19 protein-coding genes are annotated in these 19,930 nt (G+C 72.7%); 5 read left to right on the top strand and 14 right to left on the bottom strand.

The window, feature by feature from the left end; genetic code table 11:
- Nucleotides 1-3: 3 nt before the first annotated feature.
- The 3 genes from ACYVDO_RS02210 to ACYVDO_RS02200 all read right to left on the bottom strand — a co-directional run bounded on the left by ACYVDO_RS02210 (nucleotide 4) and on the right by ACYVDO_RS02200 (nucleotide 3,822).
- On the bottom strand, nucleotides 4-1,905 hold the full coding sequence (locus ACYVDO_RS02210; protein ID WP_460932564.1) for a bifunctional metallophosphatase/5'-nucleotidase: 1,902 nt from the start codon (nucleotides 1,903-1,905) through the stop codon (nucleotides 4-6).
- Nucleotides 1,906-2,110: 205 nt separating this feature from the next.
- Nucleotides 2,111-2,500 carry a DUF5959 family protein gene (locus ACYVDO_RS02205; RefSeq protein WP_460932562.1) on the bottom strand — a complete coding sequence of 130 codons (390 nt, stop codon included), beginning with the start codon at nucleotides 2,498-2,500 and terminating at the stop codon, nucleotides 2,111-2,113.
- Nucleotides 2,501-2,541: 41 nt separating this feature from the next.
- Nucleotides 2,542-3,822 carry a homogentisate 1,2-dioxygenase domain-containing protein gene (locus tag ACYVDO_RS02200; RefSeq protein WP_460932560.1) on the bottom strand — a complete coding sequence of 427 codons (1,281 nt, stop codon included), beginning with the start codon at nucleotides 3,820-3,822 and terminating at the stop codon, nucleotides 2,542-2,544.
- 240 nt (nucleotides 3,823-4,062) lie between these two features.
- On the opposite strand from ACYVDO_RS02200, the gene ACYVDO_RS02195 reads away from it, so the two are divergent.
- The 3 genes from ACYVDO_RS02195 to fahA all read left to right on the top strand — a co-directional run bounded on the left by ACYVDO_RS02195 (nucleotide 4,063) and on the right by fahA (nucleotide 7,441).
- Entirely contained in the window at nucleotides 4,063-5,229 is a 1,167-nt protein-coding gene (locus ACYVDO_RS02195) for a papain-like cysteine protease family protein (protein WP_460932558.1), read from the top strand.
- A gap of 86 nt (nucleotides 5,230-5,315) precedes the next feature.
- Entirely contained in the window at nucleotides 5,316-6,203 is an 888-nt protein-coding gene (locus tag ACYVDO_RS02190; protein ID WP_460932556.1) for a hypothetical protein, read from the top strand.
- On the top strand, nucleotides 6,200-7,441 hold the full coding sequence (gene fahA, locus ACYVDO_RS02185; protein ID WP_460932554.1) for a fumarylacetoacetase: 1,242 nt from the start codon (nucleotides 6,200-6,202) through the stop codon (nucleotides 7,439-7,441). The genes ACYVDO_RS02190 and fahA overlap by 4 nt, the downstream gene beginning before the upstream one ends.
- A gap of 48 nt (nucleotides 7,442-7,489) precedes the next feature.
- Here the strand turns inward: fahA and ACYVDO_RS02180 are convergent, their stop codons facing one another.
- On the bottom strand, nucleotides 7,490-8,407 hold the full coding sequence (locus tag ACYVDO_RS02180; RefSeq protein ID WP_460932552.1) for an RDD family protein: 918 nt from the start codon (nucleotides 8,405-8,407) through the stop codon (nucleotides 7,490-7,492).
- A gap of 255 nt (nucleotides 8,408-8,662) precedes the next feature.
- On the bottom strand, nucleotides 8,663-9,880 hold the full coding sequence (gene hppD, locus ACYVDO_RS02175; RefSeq protein WP_460932550.1) for a 4-hydroxyphenylpyruvate dioxygenase: 1,218 nt from the start codon (nucleotides 9,878-9,880) through the stop codon (nucleotides 8,663-8,665).
- A 108-nt stretch (nucleotides 9,881-9,988) separates the two neighbouring features.
- Between hppD and ACYVDO_RS02170 the strand changes: the two genes are divergently transcribed.
- The gene (locus ACYVDO_RS02170; RefSeq protein WP_460932548.1) at nucleotides 9,989-10,486 is read left to right on the top strand and encodes an Lrp/AsnC family transcriptional regulator; all 498 of its coding nucleotides are present in this window, start codon (nucleotides 9,989-9,991) and stop codon (nucleotides 10,484-10,486) included.
- Here ACYVDO_RS02170 and ACYVDO_RS02165 read toward each other — a convergent pair.
- The 9 genes from ACYVDO_RS02165 to ACYVDO_RS02125 form a co-directional block, all read right to left on the bottom strand.
- Entirely contained in the window at nucleotides 10,467-11,342 is an 876-nt protein-coding gene (locus tag ACYVDO_RS02165; protein WP_460932546.1) for an LLM class flavin-dependent oxidoreductase, read from the bottom strand. The genes ACYVDO_RS02170 and ACYVDO_RS02165 overlap by 20 nt on opposite strands.
- 174 nt (nucleotides 11,343-11,516) lie before the next feature.
- Complete coding sequence (locus ACYVDO_RS02160; protein ID WP_460932544.1) at nucleotides 11,517-11,726, bottom strand: dodecin; 210 nt, start codon at nucleotides 11,724-11,726, stop codon at nucleotides 11,517-11,519.
- Between the two features lie 114 nt (nucleotides 11,727-11,840).
- Nucleotides 11,841-12,125: a hypothetical protein gene (locus ACYVDO_RS02155; protein WP_460932542.1), complete on the bottom strand. Its 285-nt coding sequence runs from the start codon at nucleotides 12,123-12,125 to the stop codon at nucleotides 11,841-11,843.
- A gap of 21 nt (nucleotides 12,126-12,146) precedes the next feature.
- Nucleotides 12,147-13,898, bottom strand: a complete 1,752-nt coding sequence (locus ACYVDO_RS02150; protein ID WP_460932540.1) for a DEAD/DEAH box helicase — start codon at nucleotides 13,896-13,898, stop codon at nucleotides 12,147-12,149.
- A 144-nt stretch (nucleotides 13,899-14,042) separates the two neighbouring features.
- Nucleotides 14,043-15,005: a zinc metalloprotease gene (locus ACYVDO_RS02145; RefSeq protein ID WP_460932539.1), complete on the bottom strand. Its 963-nt coding sequence runs from the start codon at nucleotides 15,003-15,005 to the stop codon at nucleotides 14,043-14,045.
- A 187-nt stretch (nucleotides 15,006-15,192) separates the two neighbouring features.
- The gene (locus tag ACYVDO_RS02140) at nucleotides 15,193-15,507 is read right to left on the bottom strand and encodes a DUF3039 domain-containing protein (RefSeq protein WP_460932535.1); all 315 of its coding nucleotides are present in this window, start codon (nucleotides 15,505-15,507) and stop codon (nucleotides 15,193-15,195) included.
- Nucleotides 15,508-15,530: 23 nt separating this feature from the next.
- Nucleotides 15,531-16,088: a YqgE/AlgH family protein gene (locus ACYVDO_RS02135; RefSeq protein ID WP_460932533.1), complete on the bottom strand. Its 558-nt coding sequence runs from the start codon at nucleotides 16,086-16,088 to the stop codon at nucleotides 15,531-15,533.
- 74 nt (nucleotides 16,089-16,162) lie between these two features.
- The gene (locus tag ACYVDO_RS02130) at nucleotides 16,163-18,241 is read right to left on the bottom strand and encodes a DEAD/DEAH box helicase (protein ID WP_460932531.1); all 2,079 of its coding nucleotides are present in this window, start codon (nucleotides 18,239-18,241) and stop codon (nucleotides 16,163-16,165) included.
- 211 nt (nucleotides 18,242-18,452) lie between these two features.
- Entirely contained in the window at nucleotides 18,453-18,827 is a 375-nt protein-coding gene (locus tag ACYVDO_RS02125; RefSeq protein ID WP_460932529.1) for a VanZ family protein, read from the bottom strand.
- Nucleotides 18,828-18,883: 56 nt separating this feature from the next.
- Between ACYVDO_RS02125 and ACYVDO_RS02120 the strand changes: the two genes are divergently transcribed.
- Nucleotides 18,884-19,918: an LLM class flavin-dependent oxidoreductase gene (locus ACYVDO_RS02120; RefSeq protein ID WP_460932527.1), complete on the top strand. Its 1,035-nt coding sequence runs from the start codon at nucleotides 18,884-18,886 to the stop codon at nucleotides 19,916-19,918.
- Nucleotides 19,919-19,930 lie beyond the last annotated feature (12 nt).

Genomic DNA, 19,930 nt, shown 5'->3' with positions numbered 1-19,930 from the left:
GGGTCAGCTGCGACCGCCCTCGACGGCGCCATTCACCTGCACCGGCTGCCCGTCGGCGACGAGCTTCCAGTCGTAGGTCGTGAAGGTCGTCGGGTCGATCGTCCCCTGCTGGGTGACCCAGTCGATGATGAGCTGGCGGATCTCGACCTGGGCGTTGTAGACGACCGGCGCCGTCGTGACCCCCGGGAAGCCACCACCACCGGACTGTCGGTAGTTGTTGATCGCGATGACGAACTGCGCCGTCGGGTCGACCACCTTGCCTGCGTAGGTGAGGTTGGTGATCCGCTGGCCGACGGGCTTGGCGATGTCGATGTCGTAGGCGAGGGATGCGTCCAGGCCGCCCATGACGTCGTAGTTGTAGTCCGGCGTGCCGTTGGGGGCCGTGGACGTCACGGCCCGGGTCACCTGGTCGGGGTCGTACGGACCCGTGCTGGTGACCTGCTGGAAGTAGCGCGCGGAGAACTCGAGGTAGTCCTTGACCTGCGCGCCCGTGAGGACGATCCCCAGCAGCGTGTTGTCGTAGATGTAGAGACCGGCGACGTCGCGGACGGTCACCTCACCGGCGGGGATCGCGGCGTCGGCATTGAAGGGGGCCGCGATCGACAGCACCGGGAGGGACTCCTGCGGGGTCCCGACGAGCGCGGCCTTCACGGCCTGGCCCTGGACGTGGTTGATGAAGTCGAGGGCGGCGGTGTCCTCGAACCGGGCGGTCGCCGCCGACATGGCGTGCGTGCACGTGCCGATGACCGAGTTGACGTAGGTGCGCACCACCGCGTGGTCGTCCGCGAGGAGGGCCGCCACGGTGTCGTCCTCCGGCACGTTCCTGGAGTCCAGGAGGTGGGAGTGCACGTCCTGCAGCACGTAGCGCTTGCCGTCGTGGGTGACGTCGAAGTCGATGACCGACAGCCGCATGCCCCACTTGAGCGGCTCGGTGAGCAGGACCTTCTTGCCCGCCGTAACCTTGCTGTCGACGAACCGCTCGACGATCTCGACGTGCGAGTGCCCGACGAGGATGGCGTCGATCCCGGCGACCTGCTCGGCCAGCTGGGTCGAGGCGTTCTCCGGGTAGGGCAGGGCGTCGCCGTACGACGACGTGCCCTCGGAGCCGGAGTGGCACGCCACGACGACGAGGTCGCAGCCGGCCTGCTTCAGCTTGGGCACGAACACCTTCGCCTGCTCGACGATCCCGGGGAAGCGCAGCTGCCCGTCGACGTTCGCCTTGTCCCAGATGGCCACGCCCGGGGTGACGAGTCCGAGGATCCCGACCTTGAGGGGGTTGCCCAGCCCCCGCACCTTGAAGCTCCTGATCACGTAGGGCTTGAACGCCGGGGCGCCGGTGGTCCAGTCGACGGTGTTGGCCGACAGGAGCGGGAAGTCGCACTGGGACTCGAACGTGCGCAGGGTGTCGATGCCGTAGTTGAACTCGTGGTTGCCCAGCGCAGCGGCGTCGTAGCCGATCTGGTTCATGGCGACCGCCATCGGGTGCTTGGAGCCCCCGGTGATGGGGTCGACCCGCGCGTAGTAGTACGACAGCGGCGTGCCCTGGATGGTGTCGCCCGCGTCCAGCATGAGGGTCCGGTCGGCGCCGCGCTCGGCGCGCACGCCCGCGACCAGGGTGGCGATCTTGGCCAGGCCGACGTCGTTGTGCTTGGAGTCGTCGTACTCGGCGTCCTTGAAGTAGTCCCAGTTGAGGACGTTGCCGTGCGTGTCCGTGGTCCCCATCACCGTGATCCGGTAGGAGACGCCGCCCTTGTTCGGGCCCTTCTCCTGGGCGGCGTGGGCTGTGCCACTGCCGAGGAAAGCGGCGCCCGCGCCGGCACCTCCGACGGCGGCGAGGGCCAGCATCTCCCTCCGGGTGCGCTCGACGGCGACCAGACGAGCGACAGCGGAGTCGGGACTGGGCATCAGGACCTCCTGGGAACCTCGGTGGCCTCGTGGGCCGGCGGCGCCCGCGACGGCGTACGGCTGCCTCGCCGGGGACGGGACGAAGTGTCCACCCTAGCCGCGCGCCGACCGTCGCGGGAGCCCCCTGGGCCGGCAACCGGTCGGCCGCGCCGGCGTGGCCCACCGCCGCGGGCGAGCACGCTCGGCTCGCCCCCGGCCGAGCGGCTCAGGGGTGGGCCGCACGCACCGCGCCGAGCAGCGCCCGGTGCTCGGCGACCCAGCCGGCCCCGGGCCGCACCGGCAGCGAGACCTCGATGCCGGTGCGCGCCTCGTCCCACACGTGCGCGTCCACGCCGCGTCCGTCAGGCCACGGCGTCAGCCGCAGGGCCACGCCGCGGCCGCCGTCACGCCACGAGACGGGGCGCCCCTGCTCGAGCTCGTCGAGGCCGGCCGACCACTCGGCGAGGTCGTCGCGGGAGACGACGTCCGGCCAGCTCCCCCGCACCGCGCCGACGACCTCGACCACGACGTCCAGGTCCGCCGGCCGCGACGGGTGCGCACCGAGCACGTGCACGACGACGCCACAGGTGGAGTCGACGAGGCGGACCAGCGCCACCGAGGTCCTTCCGGCGCCCGGGCCGCCCTGCTGCTCCACGGTCAGCCGATCGAGTAGTCCGAGCCGTCGCGGGAGGCGCCGGCACGGGAGGTGCCGGCGCTCCAGGACAGGGCGTACTTGCCGTCGTCGACGGCCAGCCCCGCCTCCCCCAGCTCCAGCGGCCGGAACGTGTCGACCATGACGGCGAGCTCGTCGAAGTACTCCACCCCGATCGACGCCTCGGACGCCCCGGGCTGCGGGCCGTGGGCGTGGCCGCCGGGGTGCACCGAGATCGACCCCTTGCCGATGCCCGAGCCCTTGCGTGCCTCGTAGTCGCCGTCGACGTAGAACATGATCTCGTCGCTGTCGACGTTGGAGTGGTAGTACGGCACCGGGATCGACAGCGGGTGGTAGTCGACCTTGCGCGGCACGAAGTTGCAGATCACGAAGTTCCAGCCCTCGAACACCTGGTGCACCGGCGGCGGCTGGTGCACCCGCCCGGTGATCGGCTCGAAGTCACGCACGTTGAACGCGTACGGGTACAGGCACCCGTCCCACCCCACGACGTCCAGCGGGTGGAACGGCAGCTCGTGCACCGTGCCGACGATCCCCGACGGGCCGTTCCCCCGGTGCTTGATGAACACCTCGGACTCCTCCGTCGCCTTCTCCCCCACGTCCTCGGCAAGCAGCGGCCCCTGCGGCGCCCGCAGGTCCCGCTCGCAGTACGGCGCGTGCTCCAGCAGCTGGCCGAACCTGGACAGGTAGCGCTTGGGTGGGGTGATGTGGCTGTTGGCCTCGATGCAGTACGCCCGCAGCGGGTCCTTGGTCGACCGCTTGGGGATCCAACGGTGGGTCGTCGACCGCGGGATGACCAGGTAGTCGCCCTCGGCCACGTCGAACGCCCCGAACACCGTCTCGACCCGGGCCCGGCCGCGCTCGACGTACACGCACTCGTCCCCGATCCCGTTGCGGTACCACGGGCTCGGCGCACCGGCCACGGCATACGAGATCCGCACGTCCCCGTTGCCCAGCACCAGCCGGCGCCCCGTCACCACGTCGGTGTCCTTCACCTGCCTGGGCGTGAACAGGTCGTGCAGCCTCAGGTGCCGCGGCTGCAACGGGTGGTTCGGCGTCGTCGCCAGGTCCGGCAGCACCCACTCCCGCGCCCCGGACACCGTCGAGGGGATGTTGCGGTGGTACAGCAGCGAGGAGTCCGAGGAGAACCCCTCCTCCCCCATCAGCTCCTCGTAGTACAGCTCACCGGGCCTGCCCCGACCGCCCGGACGCCGGTGCTGGGTGTGCCGCTTCGGCGGGATGCTGCCCATCGCCTGGTAGTGCGCCATCGCTCGCTCTCTCGTCGTCGAAAGGGTGCTGGGTCCGAGCATGTCACGACGGCGCCGGGCCTCGTGGCCCGACCGGGCTGCCTCCCGGCGCCAGTCCGCCGGCGGCTGCGGGTGACGTCCCGGCTCGTGGCTACTGCACCTGCATGAGCCCAACCGCAAGGGATCGGGCCACACTCGGGGCAACCCCCTCCAAAGACCACCGACGCGGTGGCGGCACCCTCGAGAAAAGGGGTTCGACCCATGTCCATCGACGACCTGGTCGCGGCGACGTCGCGACCGTACCGATCGCTGCTGTGGGACCTCGACTGGTGGGGGACGTTGTTCCAGTCCCGCCAGCTCGGGTTCCACATGCAGCCGCAGACCCAGTCCAACTGGTGCTGGGCCGCGACCGCGACGAGCGTGTCGCACTACTACTGGTTCTGGAGCTCGTGGACCCAGTGCCGGGTCGCGAACGCCGAGCTCGGGCGCACCGACGCCTGCAACACCCCGGTCCCCGCCGCGGCCAACGTGCCGTGGTACCTCGACCGCGCCCTGACCCGCACGGACAACTTCGTCAGCATCACCGGCGCGGCGACCTTCGCCCAGGTGAAGGCGGAGATCGACGCCGGCCGGCCCGTGGGCGCCCGCATCGGCTGGAGCGGGGGCGGCGGCCACTTCATGTGCATCTACGGCTACAGCCGGTTCCTCGGCCACGAGTACTTTGACATCGACGACCCGATCTACGGCACGTCCCACCTGAGCGTCGCCGACTTCTCCACGAACTACCAGGGCAGCGGCACCTGGACCCACACGTACTACACGAAGAGGTACTTCAGGTTGCCCATCATCCCGATCCTCGTGGCCGAGCCGATCCTGCGGAAGATCTGGGACGTGCGGCCGCTGCTCAAGCTCAAGCAGGCACCGCACGCCGAGGCCGCCCGCGAGTCCGCCGGCGACACCAGCGCCTCGCTCGGCCTGGCCCAGCCGCTCCACGTCGTGGGGCTCGACGCCCTCACCGGCCGGCGCAAGGAGGCGCCCACCGGTACGCAGGTCGGCCTGCGGGTCTACGAGACGCTGGAGGGCGTACCGCAGGCGTGGTTCGACGTCGACGACAGCCGGGAGGGCGAGGTCCGCGGGATGTCCGCGTCCCCGCACCACCTCGAGCCGTTCCGCGCCGCCCTCGAGGTCGCGGTCGCCCGGGCCGGGGAGGACGAGCGGGAGTGCCAGCTGCGGCTCTACCGCGTGCCCGCGCTCAACTTCGAGGCGCTGTGGCTCAGCTACGAGGGCGGCGAGGGCGACCAGCTCGTCCCGCTGACCGCCGTGGGGCCGCTGCCGGCCGGCGAGCCGGTGCCGTTCGTGGACGCGGTCGGGTCGCTGCGCGAGGCGGCGCGTGCGCTCGGCGACATGGACGACACCATGGGCGCCTGAGAGTCCTGCCACCGGCCCACCGAGGCCGGGGCGGCGCCGCGCGGCCGGTCCGCGCGGCGCCGACGCGCGCCAGTAGGGTGCGCGTCATGACGAGGTTGTCGGACGCCGCCGCACCCCGCCCTGCCGAGCCCGGCCTCTTCGCCGGCCTCGTCGACGACGCGGCGGTCTTCCCGCCGGGCAACGCCCCCCTCGAGGAGGCCGTGCGGATGCACCGGGTGCACCGCACCAGCTGGTATGCCGGGCTCGTCGGTCCGCTCCTCGTCCCCGCCTCCGCGGCGGGAGACCTGCCGCCCCTGGTCGCCGGCGCGGGCGCGGGCGCCGCCGCCGCCGACTCCCGCCCGGTGGAGGTGGCGGTCATCGGCCGCCCGGGGGTCCCCGTCGACCAGGTGGTCGAGGCCGTGGCCCTGCTGCAGGCGACCGCGGGGGTCCAGGTCGTCGGGGTCGAGCGCGGCTGGGAGCCGTCGTGGCGCGAGGCGCCCACCCCCGGCATACCGCTGACGCTGGAGGTGCCGCGCGGTGACGCGCAGGCCCAGGCGGTCGCCGACATCGCAGCCGACGCCTCCGACGACCGACCGCTGCAGGCGAAGTTCCGCACCGGGGCCACCGACACGTGGGCGTGGCCCGACGAACGCGAGCTCGCGACCTTCGTGCGCACCGCCGTCGACCACGACCTCGGCTTCAAGCTCACCGGTGGCCTGCACCATGCCGTGCGTGGCACCCCTGACGGGCAGGAGCAGCACGGGCTGCTCAACGTCCTGGTCGCGGTGCGCTGGGCCCTCAACGGCGACGACGTCGACGAGCTGGTGCCCCTGCTGGCAGAACGCGACCCGGCCGTCCTGGTCCCCCACGTCACCCGCATGAGTGCCGCCGACGCCGCCATCGTGCGCGCCTTCTTCCCGGCCTACGGCTGCTGCGGTGTCACCGACCCGATCACCGAGCTGGCCGCCCTGGGCCTCCTGGAGGAGCACGCATGACCACGTCCTGGATCGACCTCGCCGACGACGACGCCTTCGGCCTCGACAACCTACCGTACGGCGTCTTCTCGACGGAAGGCACCGCTCCCCGCGTCGGCGTGCGCGTCGGCGAGTGGGTGCTGGACGTCAGCGAGGTGGCGCGGGTCGGACGGGACAGCGTCGGTGTGGGCGACGGCCCGGACCTCACGGCCGCCTGGGAGCAGCCGAGCCTCAACGCGTTCCTCGAGCTCGGCCGGCCGGCCTGGACCGTCGCCCGGTCGTGGCTGCGGGAGGTGCTCACCGACCCGGTGCACGAGGCGCGCACCCGGCCCCACCTCGTCCCGCTCGCCGAGGTCACGATGCACCTGCCGATCGAGGTCGCCGACTACGTCGACTTCTACGCCGGCGAGCACCACGCGACCAACGTCGGCCGGATCTTCCGACCGGACTCCGAGCCGCTCACCCCCAACTGGAAGCACCTGCCCATCGGCTACCACGGCCGGGCGGGGACCGTCGTCGTCTCGGGTACCGACGTCGTCCGGCCCAGCGGGCAGCGCAAGGCGCCGAGCGACCCGGCCCCGACCTTCGGGCCCAGCCGCAAGCTCGACATCGAGGCCGAGCTCGGGTTCGTTGTCGGCGGCTCGTCCCGGGTCGGCCACCCGGTGCCGATCGACCAGGCCGGCGACCACCTCTTCGGGGTCGTGCTGCTCAACGACTGGAGTGCCCGCGACATCCAGGCGTGGGAGTACGTCCCGCTCGGCCCGTTCCTCGGCAAGTCGTTCGCCACCTCGATCTCGCCGTGGGTCGTCACGCTGGACGCCCTGGGGTCCGCCCGTGTCGACCTGCCCGGCCAGGACCCCGAGCCGCTGCCGTACCTGCGCGGAACCGGCGACGCGGCCCGGGGGCTGGACATCCACTACGAGGTGGTCTGGAACGGCACGGTGGTGTCCCGACCCGAGTACCGCGACATCTACTGGTCACCCGCCCAGATGCTCGCCCACCTGACCGTCAACGGCGCTTCGCTGCGCAGCGGCGACCTCTTCGGCTCCGGCACCATCTCGGGCACCGGACCACGCACCCGCGGCAGCTTCCTCGAGCTCACCTGGAATGGCACGGAGCCCGTGACCCTCGACGACGGCAGCGCCCGGTCCTTCATCGAGGACGGCGACACCCTGGTGCTGCGCGCCTGGGCGCCCGGCCCCGCAGGCTCGCGGATCGGCCTCGGTGAGGTGAGCGGGACGGTCGTCGCCGGGGGCTGAGGGCCCGAGAGCCTGAGTTCCTGAGGGCCCGAGGGCCGTCGCGCCCGGTCAGCCGCGCGGCTGCCTGCCGACCACGACGTTGGTGGCGGCGACCTTGTCGTGCCACGCCTGCCGGTGGGAGTCCCATGCCGGCCAGAGCAGGTCGAGCAGGGCGGCGATCGAGGCGAACGTGCCCAGGAGCGGCACGTTGCCCAGCAGGCCCAGCAGCGTCTGCACCGAGGCGCGCCGGGCCGCCGACGCCAGCGTCAGCGGACCGGGTCGCTCACGCAGCCGGACGGAGATCCCGGCCACCGACTTGCCCGGCGTCGCACCGCTGCGGGTCAGGAAGAAGACCTGGTAGGCGAACGCGACGACTGCCGCGACCAGGCTGAAGCCGGCGAGGTAGCCGTAGTCGATGTCGGAGGTGATCCGCTCCATCGTCGCCGCGTCACCGGAGCGCACGGCGTCGCCGAACCCGTCGAAGAACGGCTGCATCGCCCGGTAGAGCATCCAGCCCCCGAGCAGGGCGCTGACCAGCCCAGTGAGGATGGCGTCGATGAGGTAGGCCCCCACCCGCTGCCAGTAGCTCGCGAGCGGCTGTCCGTCCGGCGTGGTCGGCCCCGTCGCCCAGCCCTGGCCGACCGGCGGCGCGTTCCACTGGTGCTGCTGCGGCGCCCCCGGGAACTGCGGGTTGGGGCGGCCCGGCTGTGTGCCCGGCCCGCGCCCCTGACCTCCCGGCACACCGGCCTGGGGGCCCGCGGCCGATCGCGGGCCACCGCCCGGCGCCCCGGGGTGCGACCCGTGCCCGCCGGGGGACACCCACTGACGGGCGGCCTCTGCTCCGGCCGCCGCCGCCTGCTCGGCCGTGGTTGCCGGGCGGGTGCTCTTGGGCGTCGTGTGCTGGGTCCAGACCACGCCGTCGAAGTACCGCAGCCGGGCGGCGTCCTCCGGGTCGTCGTACCAGCCCGGGCTCGATGGCGTGCTCATGACGACAAGCCTCTCACGCGCTCGATCTCCCGCTGCACCGCGACTCGACGCGTGACGGCATGGTGGCGCGCGTGGGGTGAAACGCCATGAGCGGCAACGACTCCGTGCTGCAGGCCAAGCCCGTCGAGGACGGGCCGGCGTGAGGCGGCAACCGTCGGCTGACCGGGCCGCCCTCGCCGGCCGCACGCGGAGAGCCGGTGTGCCGCGTGGTGACCACGCAGCGCACCGGCTCCGGGCCCCGAAGGGCGCTGGGGCTCAGAGGTTCCCGCGGGCGTCCTGCTCGCGCTCGATGGCCTCGAAGAGCGCCTTGAAGTTGCCCTTGCCGAAGCCGAGCGAGCCGTGCCGCTCGATGATCTCGAAGAACACCGTCGGGCGGTCGCCCAGAGGCTTGGTGAAGATCTGCAGCAGGTAGCCGTCCTCGTCGCGGTCGACCAGGATCTTGCGCTCCTTCAGCTCCTCGATCGGCACGCGCACCTCACCGATGCGAGCGCGCAGCTCCTCGTCCTCGTAGTACGAGTCGGGGGTGTCGAGGAACTCGATCCCGTTGGCGCGCAGCTCGTCCACGGTGCGCAGGATGTCACCGGTGGCCAGCGCGAGGTGCTGCGCACCGGGGCCGGCGTAGAACTCGAGGTACTCGTCGATCTGGCTCTTCTTCTTGGCGATCGCCGGCTCGTTGAGCGGGAACTTCACCCGGTGGTTGCCGTTGGCCACGACCTTGGACATCAGGGCCGAGTAGTCGGTCGCGATGTCGTCGCCGATGAACTCGGCCATGTTCACGAAGCCCATGACCTTGTTGTAGAAGGTCACCCACTCGTCCATCTTGCCGAGCTCGACGTTGCCCACGATGTGGTCCAGGGCCTGGAAGAGCCGCTTGGGGGCGCCGTCCCGCTTGACCCAGGTCGACTCCGTGGCGACGTAGCCGGGCAGGTACGGCCCGTCGTAGCGGGAGCGGTCGACGAGGGTGTGCACCGTCTCGCCGTAGGTCGCGATCGAGGCGATCCGGACCGTGCCGTGCTCGTCGGTGAGGTCCTCGGGCTCGCGCACGACGCGGGCGCCGGCGGAGCGGGCCTGGGCGATGCACTTGTCGACGTCCGGGACCTCGAGGGCGATGTCGACGACCCCGTCGCCGTGCTTCGCGTGGTGCTCGATCAGCGGGCTGTCGGGGCTGACGGCGCCGTTGAGGACGAACCGGATGGACCCGGACTTCAGGACGAACGACTTGTGGTCGCGCTGGCCGTTCTCCGGGCCGGCGTAGGCGACCAGCTCCATGCCCCAGGCGGACTGGTAGTAGTGCGCAGCCTGGGTGGCGTTGCCCACGACGAAGACGATGGCGTCCCAGCCGGTGACCGGGAACGGGTCCTTCGTCTCGTCGTACTCGACGAGGCCGACGAGCTGCTTGAGCTGCTCGAGGTCGAGGTTGGCCTCGCGCTCCTGCGGCGTGAGGTCGAGGTTGGTGTCGCTGGTGGTCGTCATGGCGGCAGGGTGCCGCCCCGTGGGCAGGGTGTGCAACCGTGTGCCGGTCGGCTGCGCAGAGTGCGCAGACTGGTCGCCGGGATGCGGATCCCAGTGGACAATGTGCACATGCCCCTGGACGACCTGGACCGACGCCTGCTCACCCTGTTCACCGAGCGTCCGCAGGTCGGCGTGCTCGGGGCGTCCCGTGAGCTCGGTGTCGCCCGGGGCACGGTGCAGGCCCGGCTCGACCGGCTGGCCACGCGGGGGGTCATCCGGTCCTGGGCCCCCCAGCTCGACCCCGCGGCGATGGGCTACCCGGTCTCGGCGTTCTGCACCCTGGAGATCCGGCAGGGCCGGGGCCACTCCCCCGTCGTCGAGCACCTCGCCCGCATCCCCGAGGTGCTCGAGGCCCACACCATCACCGGCTCCGGCGACCTGTTCATCTCGGTGGTCGCGCGCGACAACGCCGACCTCCAACGGGTGATCGACGCCGTGGTCGACGACCGCCACGTCGTCCGGGCCAGCACCGCGATCTCGCTGGCCACGCGCATACCGCTGCGGACCCTGCCGCTCGTGCAGGCGTCGCCGCCCGGGAGCGGCCCGGTCAACGACGCAGCGAGCTGACCGCCTCGGCGACGACGTCGGGGTCGGCCCAGGCGGGGTCCTCCCGCAGGCTCGCCGGGGCGTGGACGACCACCTCGTCGAAGCCCGCCTGCTCGGCCTCCCCCACCACGTCGGCCAGCGACTGGGCCGTGGCCAGCGGACGCACCAGGCCCGATCCGACGACGACGACCCGGTGGATGGTCGCCGGGTCACGCCCGATGCGCTCGCACGCCGCCCCGACCCGGTGCGACTGGCGGGCCAGCGCCCCCCACCAGCCGGCGCCGTCGGGGGCGGCGAGGGCCGGTCTCCCGACGGCCACCCAGCCGTCGCCCTGCCGGGCGGCGAGGTCGTAGGCCCGGGGGCCGACCCCCGAGATGAGGACCGGCGGCGGCCCCAGCCCTGTCGCCTGCGGGGGCGGGTGCACCCCGTCGACCCGGACGACCGAGCCCTCCCAGGTCGACCCGCCGAGCCACAGTGCCCGAAGCGCCGACACCGACTCCTCGTAACGCCGCCAGAGGTCGTTCACCGTGACGGCCTCGCCCCTGTCGGCCCGCACGTCGGCGGGGGTACCGGGGCCCAGGCCGAGGACGAGGCGGCCGTCACTGAGGTCCTGCAGCCGCGCCGCCGAGCGGGCCAGGGCGGTGGGGCTGCGGACCGCGAGGCAGGCGACCAGCGTGCCGAGGCGCAGGGTCGTCGTGACGCCGGCCGCGGCAGCGAGGGTGGTCCAGCAGTCGGCGCACCACGGCTCCGCCGTCGTGGCGTGGGTCAGGTGGTCGGAGAGGTAGGCCGCGTCGAAGCCGACCTCCTCCAGGCACGTCCACGTGTGCCGCGCCTCCCGCCACGGCTGCTCCTGGAGCACCAGCGCACCGAGCCGCATCCGACCTCCTGAGCACTGGGCGTCGTCGTCCCCGATCGTTCCACCCGTGCGGCTCGCCGCGTGCGGAAATGGCCGCAACTGGGCCCCGCGAGTACGGGGGGCGACCTCGCGCCCGCGCCGGTGCGCGCCCGGTCCGGCCCGGCCGAGTCCGGCCCGGCCCGGCCCAGCCCGGCGTCAGGCTTCCAGGCGGAACCCGAGCTTGACGGTCACCTGCCAGTGCGCCACGGCACCGTCGGCGATCTGGCCCCGGACGCTCTGCACCTCGAACCAGTCGAGGTTGCGCACCGTCCGCGCGGCCTGCGTCACGGCGTTGTCGACGGCTGCCTCGATGCCGTCGGGTGAGGTGCCGACGACCTCGGAGATGGAGTACACGTGGTTGGCCATGGCGCTGCTCCGTCCTCGGCGACGGAGTCGCCGTCCCGGCCCACGCTAGCCCTGCGCGCCCGGCGCGTCAGCAGGTCGGCGCACGCCGCCGGTCCCCGACCGCGCGGCTCGCGGTCAGGTGGCGTTGCCGAGGGCGAAGGAGACGACGACCGAGGCGGCGATGACCAGCCCACCGAGGGACAGCAGCACGCCCCCTGCGCCGCCCCGGGTCACGACGCGCCGACGGCTCCCCACGAGGACGAGGCCGATGCCGAGCACGTCCATCGGCAGGGCCGCGAACCACCTCGGCTCGGGCACCGCGACGGCGCCCCAGGTGAACAGGGCCGCGACGAGGACGCCCAGCACCACGAGGACCGTCCGGGTGACGGTGATCCTGCTCTCGACGTAGGCGTTGGCCACGGTTCCACCCCTCGCGAGCGGTTACCGGCGCCCGACGAGCCAGGCGCGCACCTTCTCGATCCGCGCGGCCACCTCGTCGGAGGTCGCCGCGTCGAGGGAGGGCCCGCCGCAGGCGCGGCGCAGGTCGTTGTGCACCACGCCGTGGGGTGCGTTGGTCTTGCGGGCGTATGCCGCGACGAGCCCGTTGAGCTCCTTGCGCTGGGCCGCAAGGGCACGGTGCGCCGACACCGGCTGGGGCGCGGCCTTGGGCCGGCGGCTGCTCTGCGCCGTCTGCCGCTCGTGCAGCAGCAGGGCGACCTGGTCCGGCTCGAGCAGCCCGGGCAGCCCGAGGTAGTCCTGCTCGTCCTGCGACCCCACCGCGGCGCCGAGTCCGAACTGCTTGGCGTCGAAGAGGACGTGGTCGAACTCGGCATCGGACTGCAGCGCCTCGAACGTGCTCTCGTCGAGGCCTGCCGTTCTGGCGGTGCGGTTCGCCGCGGCGACGAGGGCGTCCTCCTCCGCCCACATCGAGGCATCGTCGCCGTCCTTGGTGACACGGTCGAGGGCGTGGTCGCGCTCGTCCTCCAGCCGCGCCGCGTGCTCGAGGATGACGGGCACCGACGGCAGGAACACCGAGGCGGTCTCGCCGCGGCGACGCGCCCGGACGAACCGGCCCACCGCCTGGGCGAAGAAGAGCGGCGTGGAGGTGGACGTGGCGTACACCCCGACACAGAGCCGCGGCACGTCCACGCCCTCGGACACCATCCGCACCGCGACCATCCACCGTGACTCGCTCGAGGCGAAGTCCTCGATGCGTGCGGAGGCGCCGGCGTCGTCGGACAGGACGACCGTCGGCTTCTCGCCGGTGATCGACTCGAGGATCCGGGCGTAGGCGCGGGCACTCGTCTGGTTCGAGGCGATGACCAGTGCCCCGGCGTCGGGCACACCGCGCCGCACCTCCGTGAGCCGCTTGTCCGCGGCCGCGAGGACAGCCGGGATCCACTCGCCCTTGGGGTCGAGGGCGGTGCGCCAGGCCTGCGCCATGGCGTCCTTGGTCAGTGGCTCGCCGAGCCGTGCGGCGATCTCGTCGCCGGCCTTGGTGCGCCAGCGCATCGCGCCGCCGTAGGCCATGAAGAGCACGGGGCGCACGACCCCGTCGCGCAGCGCCTCGGCATACCCGTAGGTGTAGTCGGCGGCCGAGCGGCGGATGCCGGCCCCGTCCATCTCGTAGCGCACGAACGGGATCGGCGAGGTGTCGGAGCGGAAGGGCGTCCCCGTGAGGGCCAGCCGCCGGGTCGCGGGCTCGAAGGCCTCGCGGATGGCGTCCCCCCAGGAGAGGTTGTCGCCGCCGTGGTGCACCTCGTCGAGGATCACCAGGGTGGTCGCGGCCTCGGTGCGGGTGCGGTGCAGGGACGGCCGGCTCGCGACCTGGGCGTAGGTCAGGGCGACGCCGTCGTACTCGCTGGAGTGCCGGGCCGAGGAGTTCGAGAACTTCGGGTCGATGTGGATGCCGACCCGGGCTGCCGCCTCCGCCCACTGGATCTTGAGGTGCTCGGTGGGGGCGACGATCGTCACCGCGGTGATCACGCCGCGCCCGAGCAGCTCGGTGGCCAGCCGCAGCGCGTAGGTCGTCTTCCCGGCGCCCGGGGTCGCCACGGCGAGGAAGTCGCGCGGGGTCGCCCGGAGGTACGTCGTGAGCGCCTCGTGCTGCCAGGCGCGGAGCTTGGACGCCGTCCCCCAGGCCGCCCGCTCCGGGAATGCTGGTGACAGGTGGGAGGCAGCGGCGGTACTCATAGGCCAGCCACGATAACCGTTGCCCGGCAACGACATGCCGAGGCCCCGGCCTGTCCGCCGGGGCCTCGGGGGTGTGCTAGGGCGGGTCGCCCCGGCGCGACGTGCCGAGGATCGCGCCGAGGATCGCGCCGAGCGTGCCCGCGGTCACCTCCCCTGCCGGTACGTCACCCACGCGTTCTGCGCCCGGGTCGTCTGCCCGGCCGTGAAGGTGTTCATGCAGCCGTCGTCGGTGTAGTCCATGAAGTTCTTGATGGGGTCGAGGCCGGCCGAGCTCGGGCAGCTGTCGCGCCCGGTCGGGCAGCCGTACGCCGGCGAGGCCTCGGCGGGGGTGTCGGACACCGAGTCCCCCTGACCGGTGCAGCCGCCCTGGAACGTGTGGTAGAGCCCGAACCAGTGACCGGCCTCGTGGGTGGCGGTGTCGCCCTGGTTGTACGGCGAGGCCGTGCCGCCGGGCAGGCTCTGGTCGAGGACGACGACGCCGTCCATGACGTCGTACGACGACTTGGGGAACGTCGCCCAGCCGAGCAGGCCACCGGAGAGGTTCGCGGTGTAGATGTTCAGGTCGTCCATCGTGCCCTTGCGCAGCGCGGTCTTCATCGCCCGCTCGGCACTGCTGCCCTGGGAGAGGTTGTACCAGGACGCGTTGCTGGTCCTGTCCACGCCGGCCTTGACGAACGAGAAGCCGGTGCCGCTGTAGGCGCTGTTGAGGACGCTCAGCTGGCGGTCCACCAGACCCGACACGTCGCCGGTCGTGCCGCTGGTGATGACGTGCACGTAGACGTTGACGGTCGTCGCACTGAAGGCGCCGCCACCGCCGGGCTTGCGGGCCGACCCGTTGGCGTTCTTGGTGTAGCCCTTGGCCGCCATGGCCCTGGCGAACGCGTCCTCGTAGGCCCGGACCTGCGCCGCGGACAGCTCGTTGCCGTCCTTGCGGTTGCCGCCCTGGGCCGAGCGGGCGGCGTTGACGGGGTCGGAGTGCGTCGCGCACTCGGCAGCGACGGTGGACTCCCCCGCCATGGGCTGGGCCAGTGCGCTGCCCTGGCCGAGCGCGAGGGCAGCAGCGCCCAGCACCAGTGAGGAGAGCGCGAGTCGGGAACGAAGCTTCATGGGCGTCCTTTCGCGGGATGACCACCACGCCCGGTGCGGCGGGCGGCTCTGCGTCGCACGCTAGGAGCCGGAACCTCTGCGGCACTGCGGCAAACCACAGCGGGAGGTCAAGAGTCGCCCATGCTTTGGGTGGCTGCCCGGAGGGCGCCGGCGACCCCGGAGGGCCTCGGCGCACCGCGCCGGTGGCTCAGTCCTCGCCGTCCTGCGGCGCCCGCAGGCCCTCGTAGATCTCCTTGCACGTCGGGCACACCGGGAACCTGTCGGGGTTGCGCCCCGGCACCCAGACCTTGCCGCACAGGGCCGTCACCGGCTCGCCGGACAACGCGCTCTCGAGGATCTTCTCCTTGCGCACGTAGTGCGAGAACCGCTCGTGGTCGCCGGGCTCCTGCAGCTGCTCCTGCACTTCTTCGCGCTCGAGCACGGCGGTGCTCGTCTGCCGCTGCGGCTCCGGCTGTGCCTGTGGGGCGTGCGGGTCGTCCAGGGGGATCTGGGGCTCGCTCATCCCCCGAGTGTATGCCGGGTGGCTCAGTTCATCTCCGGGTCCACCGGGAAGGTGGCCACGAAGGCGAGGTGGTCGCGCTGACGTCGCAGCACCCGCACCCACAGGCTCCGCGGGTCGTCGTCGAAGGCGTCGCGGCCCTCCGCCTCGACCACGTACCAGGACCCGGCCTCGATCTCGTCCTCCAGCTGCCCCGGGGCCCACCCGGCATACCCGGCGAAGATCCGCATGCCGGCCACCTCGGGCATGACGAGCTCGGGCGGGGTGTCGAGGTCGAGCAGGCCGACCCCGCCGAACAGCCGCTTGACCCCCATGGGCTCGACGTCCCCCGGGACCGTCACCAGACCCAGCGCGCTGTCGAGCCCGACCGGGCCGCCCTCGAAGAGCACCTGCGGCGAGGTGACGTGGTCCTGCCACTCGGGCAGGACGGCGTCGACGCGCGCGTCGAGCGGCCGGTTCAGGACGACGCCCTGCGCACCCTCCGCGTCGTGGTGGAGCAGCAGCACGACGCTCCGGGCGAACACCCCCTCCTCGATCTGGGGTGTCGCCAGCACGAGGCTGCCGGACAGCTCGCTGGTCTCCACTCCCCCATTCTGCCCACAAAGCCACGGCCCCGGTCACGAGGACCGGGGCCGTGGCTGAACAGGTGACGCCGAGGTCAGTCGCGCGGCGCCCGACGCGCGCCGCCGAAGGTGCGCCCGCCCTGGCGACCCCGCGGGCCGCCACTGCGGGGCCCACGCGGGCCGCCACGGTGCTGGCGCTTCTCGCCCTCGAGGAGCCGCTTGAACCGCTCCTCGGACACCGGGACCCCGCTCGGGGCTGTGGCGCCGGTCGCGGCGAGCCGCTCGTCACCCGGGACGGCCCGGGTGGGCATGGCGTCGATGCCGGCCTCGCGCGCCATCCGCTCCATCGTCTTGCGCTGGTGCGGCAGGGCGAGGGTCACGACGGTGCCCTTGTCGCCCGCGCGGGCGGTGCGGCCCGAGCGGTGCAGGTAGTCCTTGTGGTCGGCCGGCGGGTCGACCTGCAGGACGACCGACACGTCGTCGACGTGGATGCCTCGGGCCGCGACGTCCGTGGCGACGAGCACCGGCAGGCTGCCGTCGCGGAACGCACCGAGGACGCGGTTGCGGGCGCCCTGTCCGAGACCGCCGTGCAGCGCCGCGGCGAACACGCCCTGCTCACGCAGCTGCATCGCGACGCGGTCGGCGCCCAGCTTGGTGCGGACGAAGACGACGGTGCGGCCCTCGCGGTTGGCGACCTCCGCGGTGATGACCTTCTTGTGCACCGGCTCGATGAGCAGCACGTGGTGCTCCATCGTGCTGACCGAGGCCTTGGCGTCATCGGTGGAGTGGGTCACCGGGTCGGTGAGGTAGCGCTCCACGAGGGAGTCGATGCCCTTGTCGAGCGTCGCCGAGAAGAGCAGCCGCTGGCCGCCCTCCGGCATCCGGTCGAGGATCGCCGTGACCTCGGGCATGAAGCCCATGTCAGCCATGTGGTCGGCCTCGTCGAGGACCGCGACCTCGATGTCGCCGAGCTCGACGGCCTCGCGCTCGATGAGGTCCTTGAGCCGGCCGGGCGTGGCGATGAGCACCTCGACGCCACGGTTCAGCGCGTTGATCTGGGTCGTGTAGGACAGGCCACCGGCCACCAGCTTGTGGCGCAGGCCGACGACGTGCACGAGCGGCTCGATCGCGTCCGACACCTGCATCGCCAGCTCGCGGGTCGGCACGAGGACCAGGGCGCGGGGGCGCCGCGGGGCGGCCTTGGGGCGCTCGGCCAGGCGGGCCAGCATCGGCAGGCCGAAGGCAAGCGTCTTGCCGGAGCCGGTCTGGCCACGGCCGAGGACGTCACGGCCGGCGAGGGCGTCCGGGATCGTCGCCGCCTGGATCGGGAACGGCGTGGTGATGCCGTCACGGGCCAGCCGCTCGACGAGACGCTCGCCGAGACCCAGGGCGGCGAAGCCGTTGTCGGCGTCGACCGTCACCGGGCCCTCGACGGACTTGCGGGTCGCCTTGACCCAGGTGTCGGCCTCCATGCGCTGGGCCTCCGGGTCCACCTGGTCCTCGAACCGGGCGGGACGGTCGTCGCGGTCGAAGCGACGGGCCGGGCGGTCGTCACGGTCGAAGCGCTTCGCGGGACGGTCGTCGCGGTCGTACTGGCGCGGGCCACGGTTCTCGTCGCGGTCGAAGCGCTTCGCGGGGCGGTCGTCGCGGGCGTACTGGCGCGGGCCACGGTTCTCGTCGCGGTCGAACCGCTTGGCCGGGCGGTCGTCGCGGTCGAACCGCTTCGCGGGGCGGTCGTCGCGGGCGTACTGGCGCGGGCCACGGTTCTCGTCGCGGTCGAACCGCTTGGCCGGGCGGTCGTCACGGTCGAACCGCTTCGCGGGACGGTCGTCACGGTCGAACCGCTTCGCGGGACGGTCGTCACGGTCGAACCGCTTCGCCGGGCGGTCGTCACGGTCGAACCGCTTCGCCGGGCGGTCGTCACGGTCGAACCGCTTTGCCGGGCGGTCGTCACGGTCGTACTGGCGCGGGCCACGGTTCTCGTCACGGTCGAACCGCTTCGCCGGGCGGTCGTCACGGTCGTACTCACGACGCACGAGCCGGTCGGCGTCGCGCGCCGGACGGGTGGTGGACTGTCCGCGGTGGGCCTTCTTGGGACCCTTCTTCGCGGCAGCCTTCTGGTCGGCAGTCCAGCGGGCCTTCTTGGGCGCGGCGGATCGCAGGTTCTTGGGCACAGGTGTTCAGCTCACTTCAGGTACTCGAGGTAGACACGTCTCGAGCCACCTGGCGAGGGCAACCGGGGAAGACGAGCCTCAGGCCACACGGGCCCGGTGGACCGGATCGACGGTCGTCATCCGGTGGGCGTCAGTCGGCCTCGGGGACATCGGTGTGGCTCCACTGCCACGGGTGGCGCTGCCAGGCGCCGCCGAACTGAGCCCGACCAGTCTACCAGCGGCGCCGAGCCCTCCAGACCAGCACGAGGGTGACGCCGAGCACCACGCCGGACAGGTCCGCCACGGCGTCCCAGACGTCGCCGTCGCGGTGCGGCAGCAGGTAGTGCTGGACGAGCTCGCTGACCGGGGCGTGCAGGGCGAGCAGGCCCACGAGCCACGCGGGCCGCAGCCCCGCGAGCAGGCCGACCACGGTCGGGACACCGAACAGCAGGACGTGGACGACCTTGTCGGTCCACGTCACCGGCCCCTGCACGTCGACGCGCGGCCAGTACAGGCAGCACAGGTGGACCACCAGGAGCAGCGCGAACCCGACGCGCGCCACCGAGGTCGACCGCGTCGAGGAGGTCCGGGTCGTCGTCTCGCTCACGCGGTGCAGCGTAGACGGGCGGAATCGCCGGCGCGTGACCGGTGTTGGCACCGGACGTGACCTCGCCGACCCCCGGAAGCCCGCGCCCGCTGTCCCTCCTCGACTTCGTGGATGTGCCGTCGGGCCTGACCGCGCAGCAGGCGATCGCCCGGAGTGAGCGCACGATCAGGGCGGCCGACCGGCTGGGCTACGCGCGCTACTGGATCAGCGAGCACCACAGCTTCGCCGGGCTGGCGAGCAGCTCGCCGGAGATCCTCATCGCCCACCTCGCCTCGCTCACCTCGGGCATCCGGGTCGGCGCGGCCGGGATCATGCTCCCCAACCACTCCCCCCTCAAGGTCGCCGAGTGGTTCAAGACCCTCGAGATGCTGCACCCGGGACGGATCGACCTGGGCCTCGGGCGGGCGCCGGGCACCGACCAGCTCACGGCCTTCGCCCTGCGGCGGTCGCGGGAGGCCCTGACCGCCGACGACTTCCCCCAGCAGGCCGCCGAGCTGATCGCGTTCCTGTCGGACAGCTGGCCCGACGACCACCCCTTCGAGGCCGTCCGGGCCACGCCCGTCGTCGACACCAGTCCGGAGCTGCTCATGCTCGGCTCGAGCGGCTGGGGCTCCTCGTTCGCCGCCGTCAACGGGATGACCACGGTCTTCGCCCACCACATGAGCCCCGGGCTCGCGGTCGAGGCGCTGCGGGCGTACCGCCGCGACTTCCGGCCGGGACCGCTCGGCGACACCCCGCGCGTCATCATCTCGGTCCTCGCCCTGGCCACGGAGGACCCCGACGTGGCCGCGGACTTCCGCGCAGGCTGGGCGCTGCAGATGCAGCGCCTGCGGGGCGGCGCCACGACGCGCCCCAGCGCGGAGGAGATCCGCGCCTACCGCCTCAGCCCGGAGTTCGCAGCCGTCGCGCCGAGCCTGGAGGGGCGCGTGTATGCCGGGCCGCCGGCCGAGGTGGCCGCCGGCCTGATCGCGCTCGCCGACGAGGCGGGGGCCGACGAGGTCACCCTCGTGGCCCCGACGCCCGACCTCGACGCCAAGCTGCGCAGCCTCGAGCTGCTGGCTGCTGAGCTCGGCCTGACCCCTCGCGGCTGACCGCGCGAGTCC

The sequence above is a fragment of the Phycicoccus ginsengisoli genome, assembly GCF_054779295.1.
The sequence above is the reverse complement of the archived record's forward strand: the minus strand, read 5'-3'. Positions and strand labels throughout refer to the sequence as shown.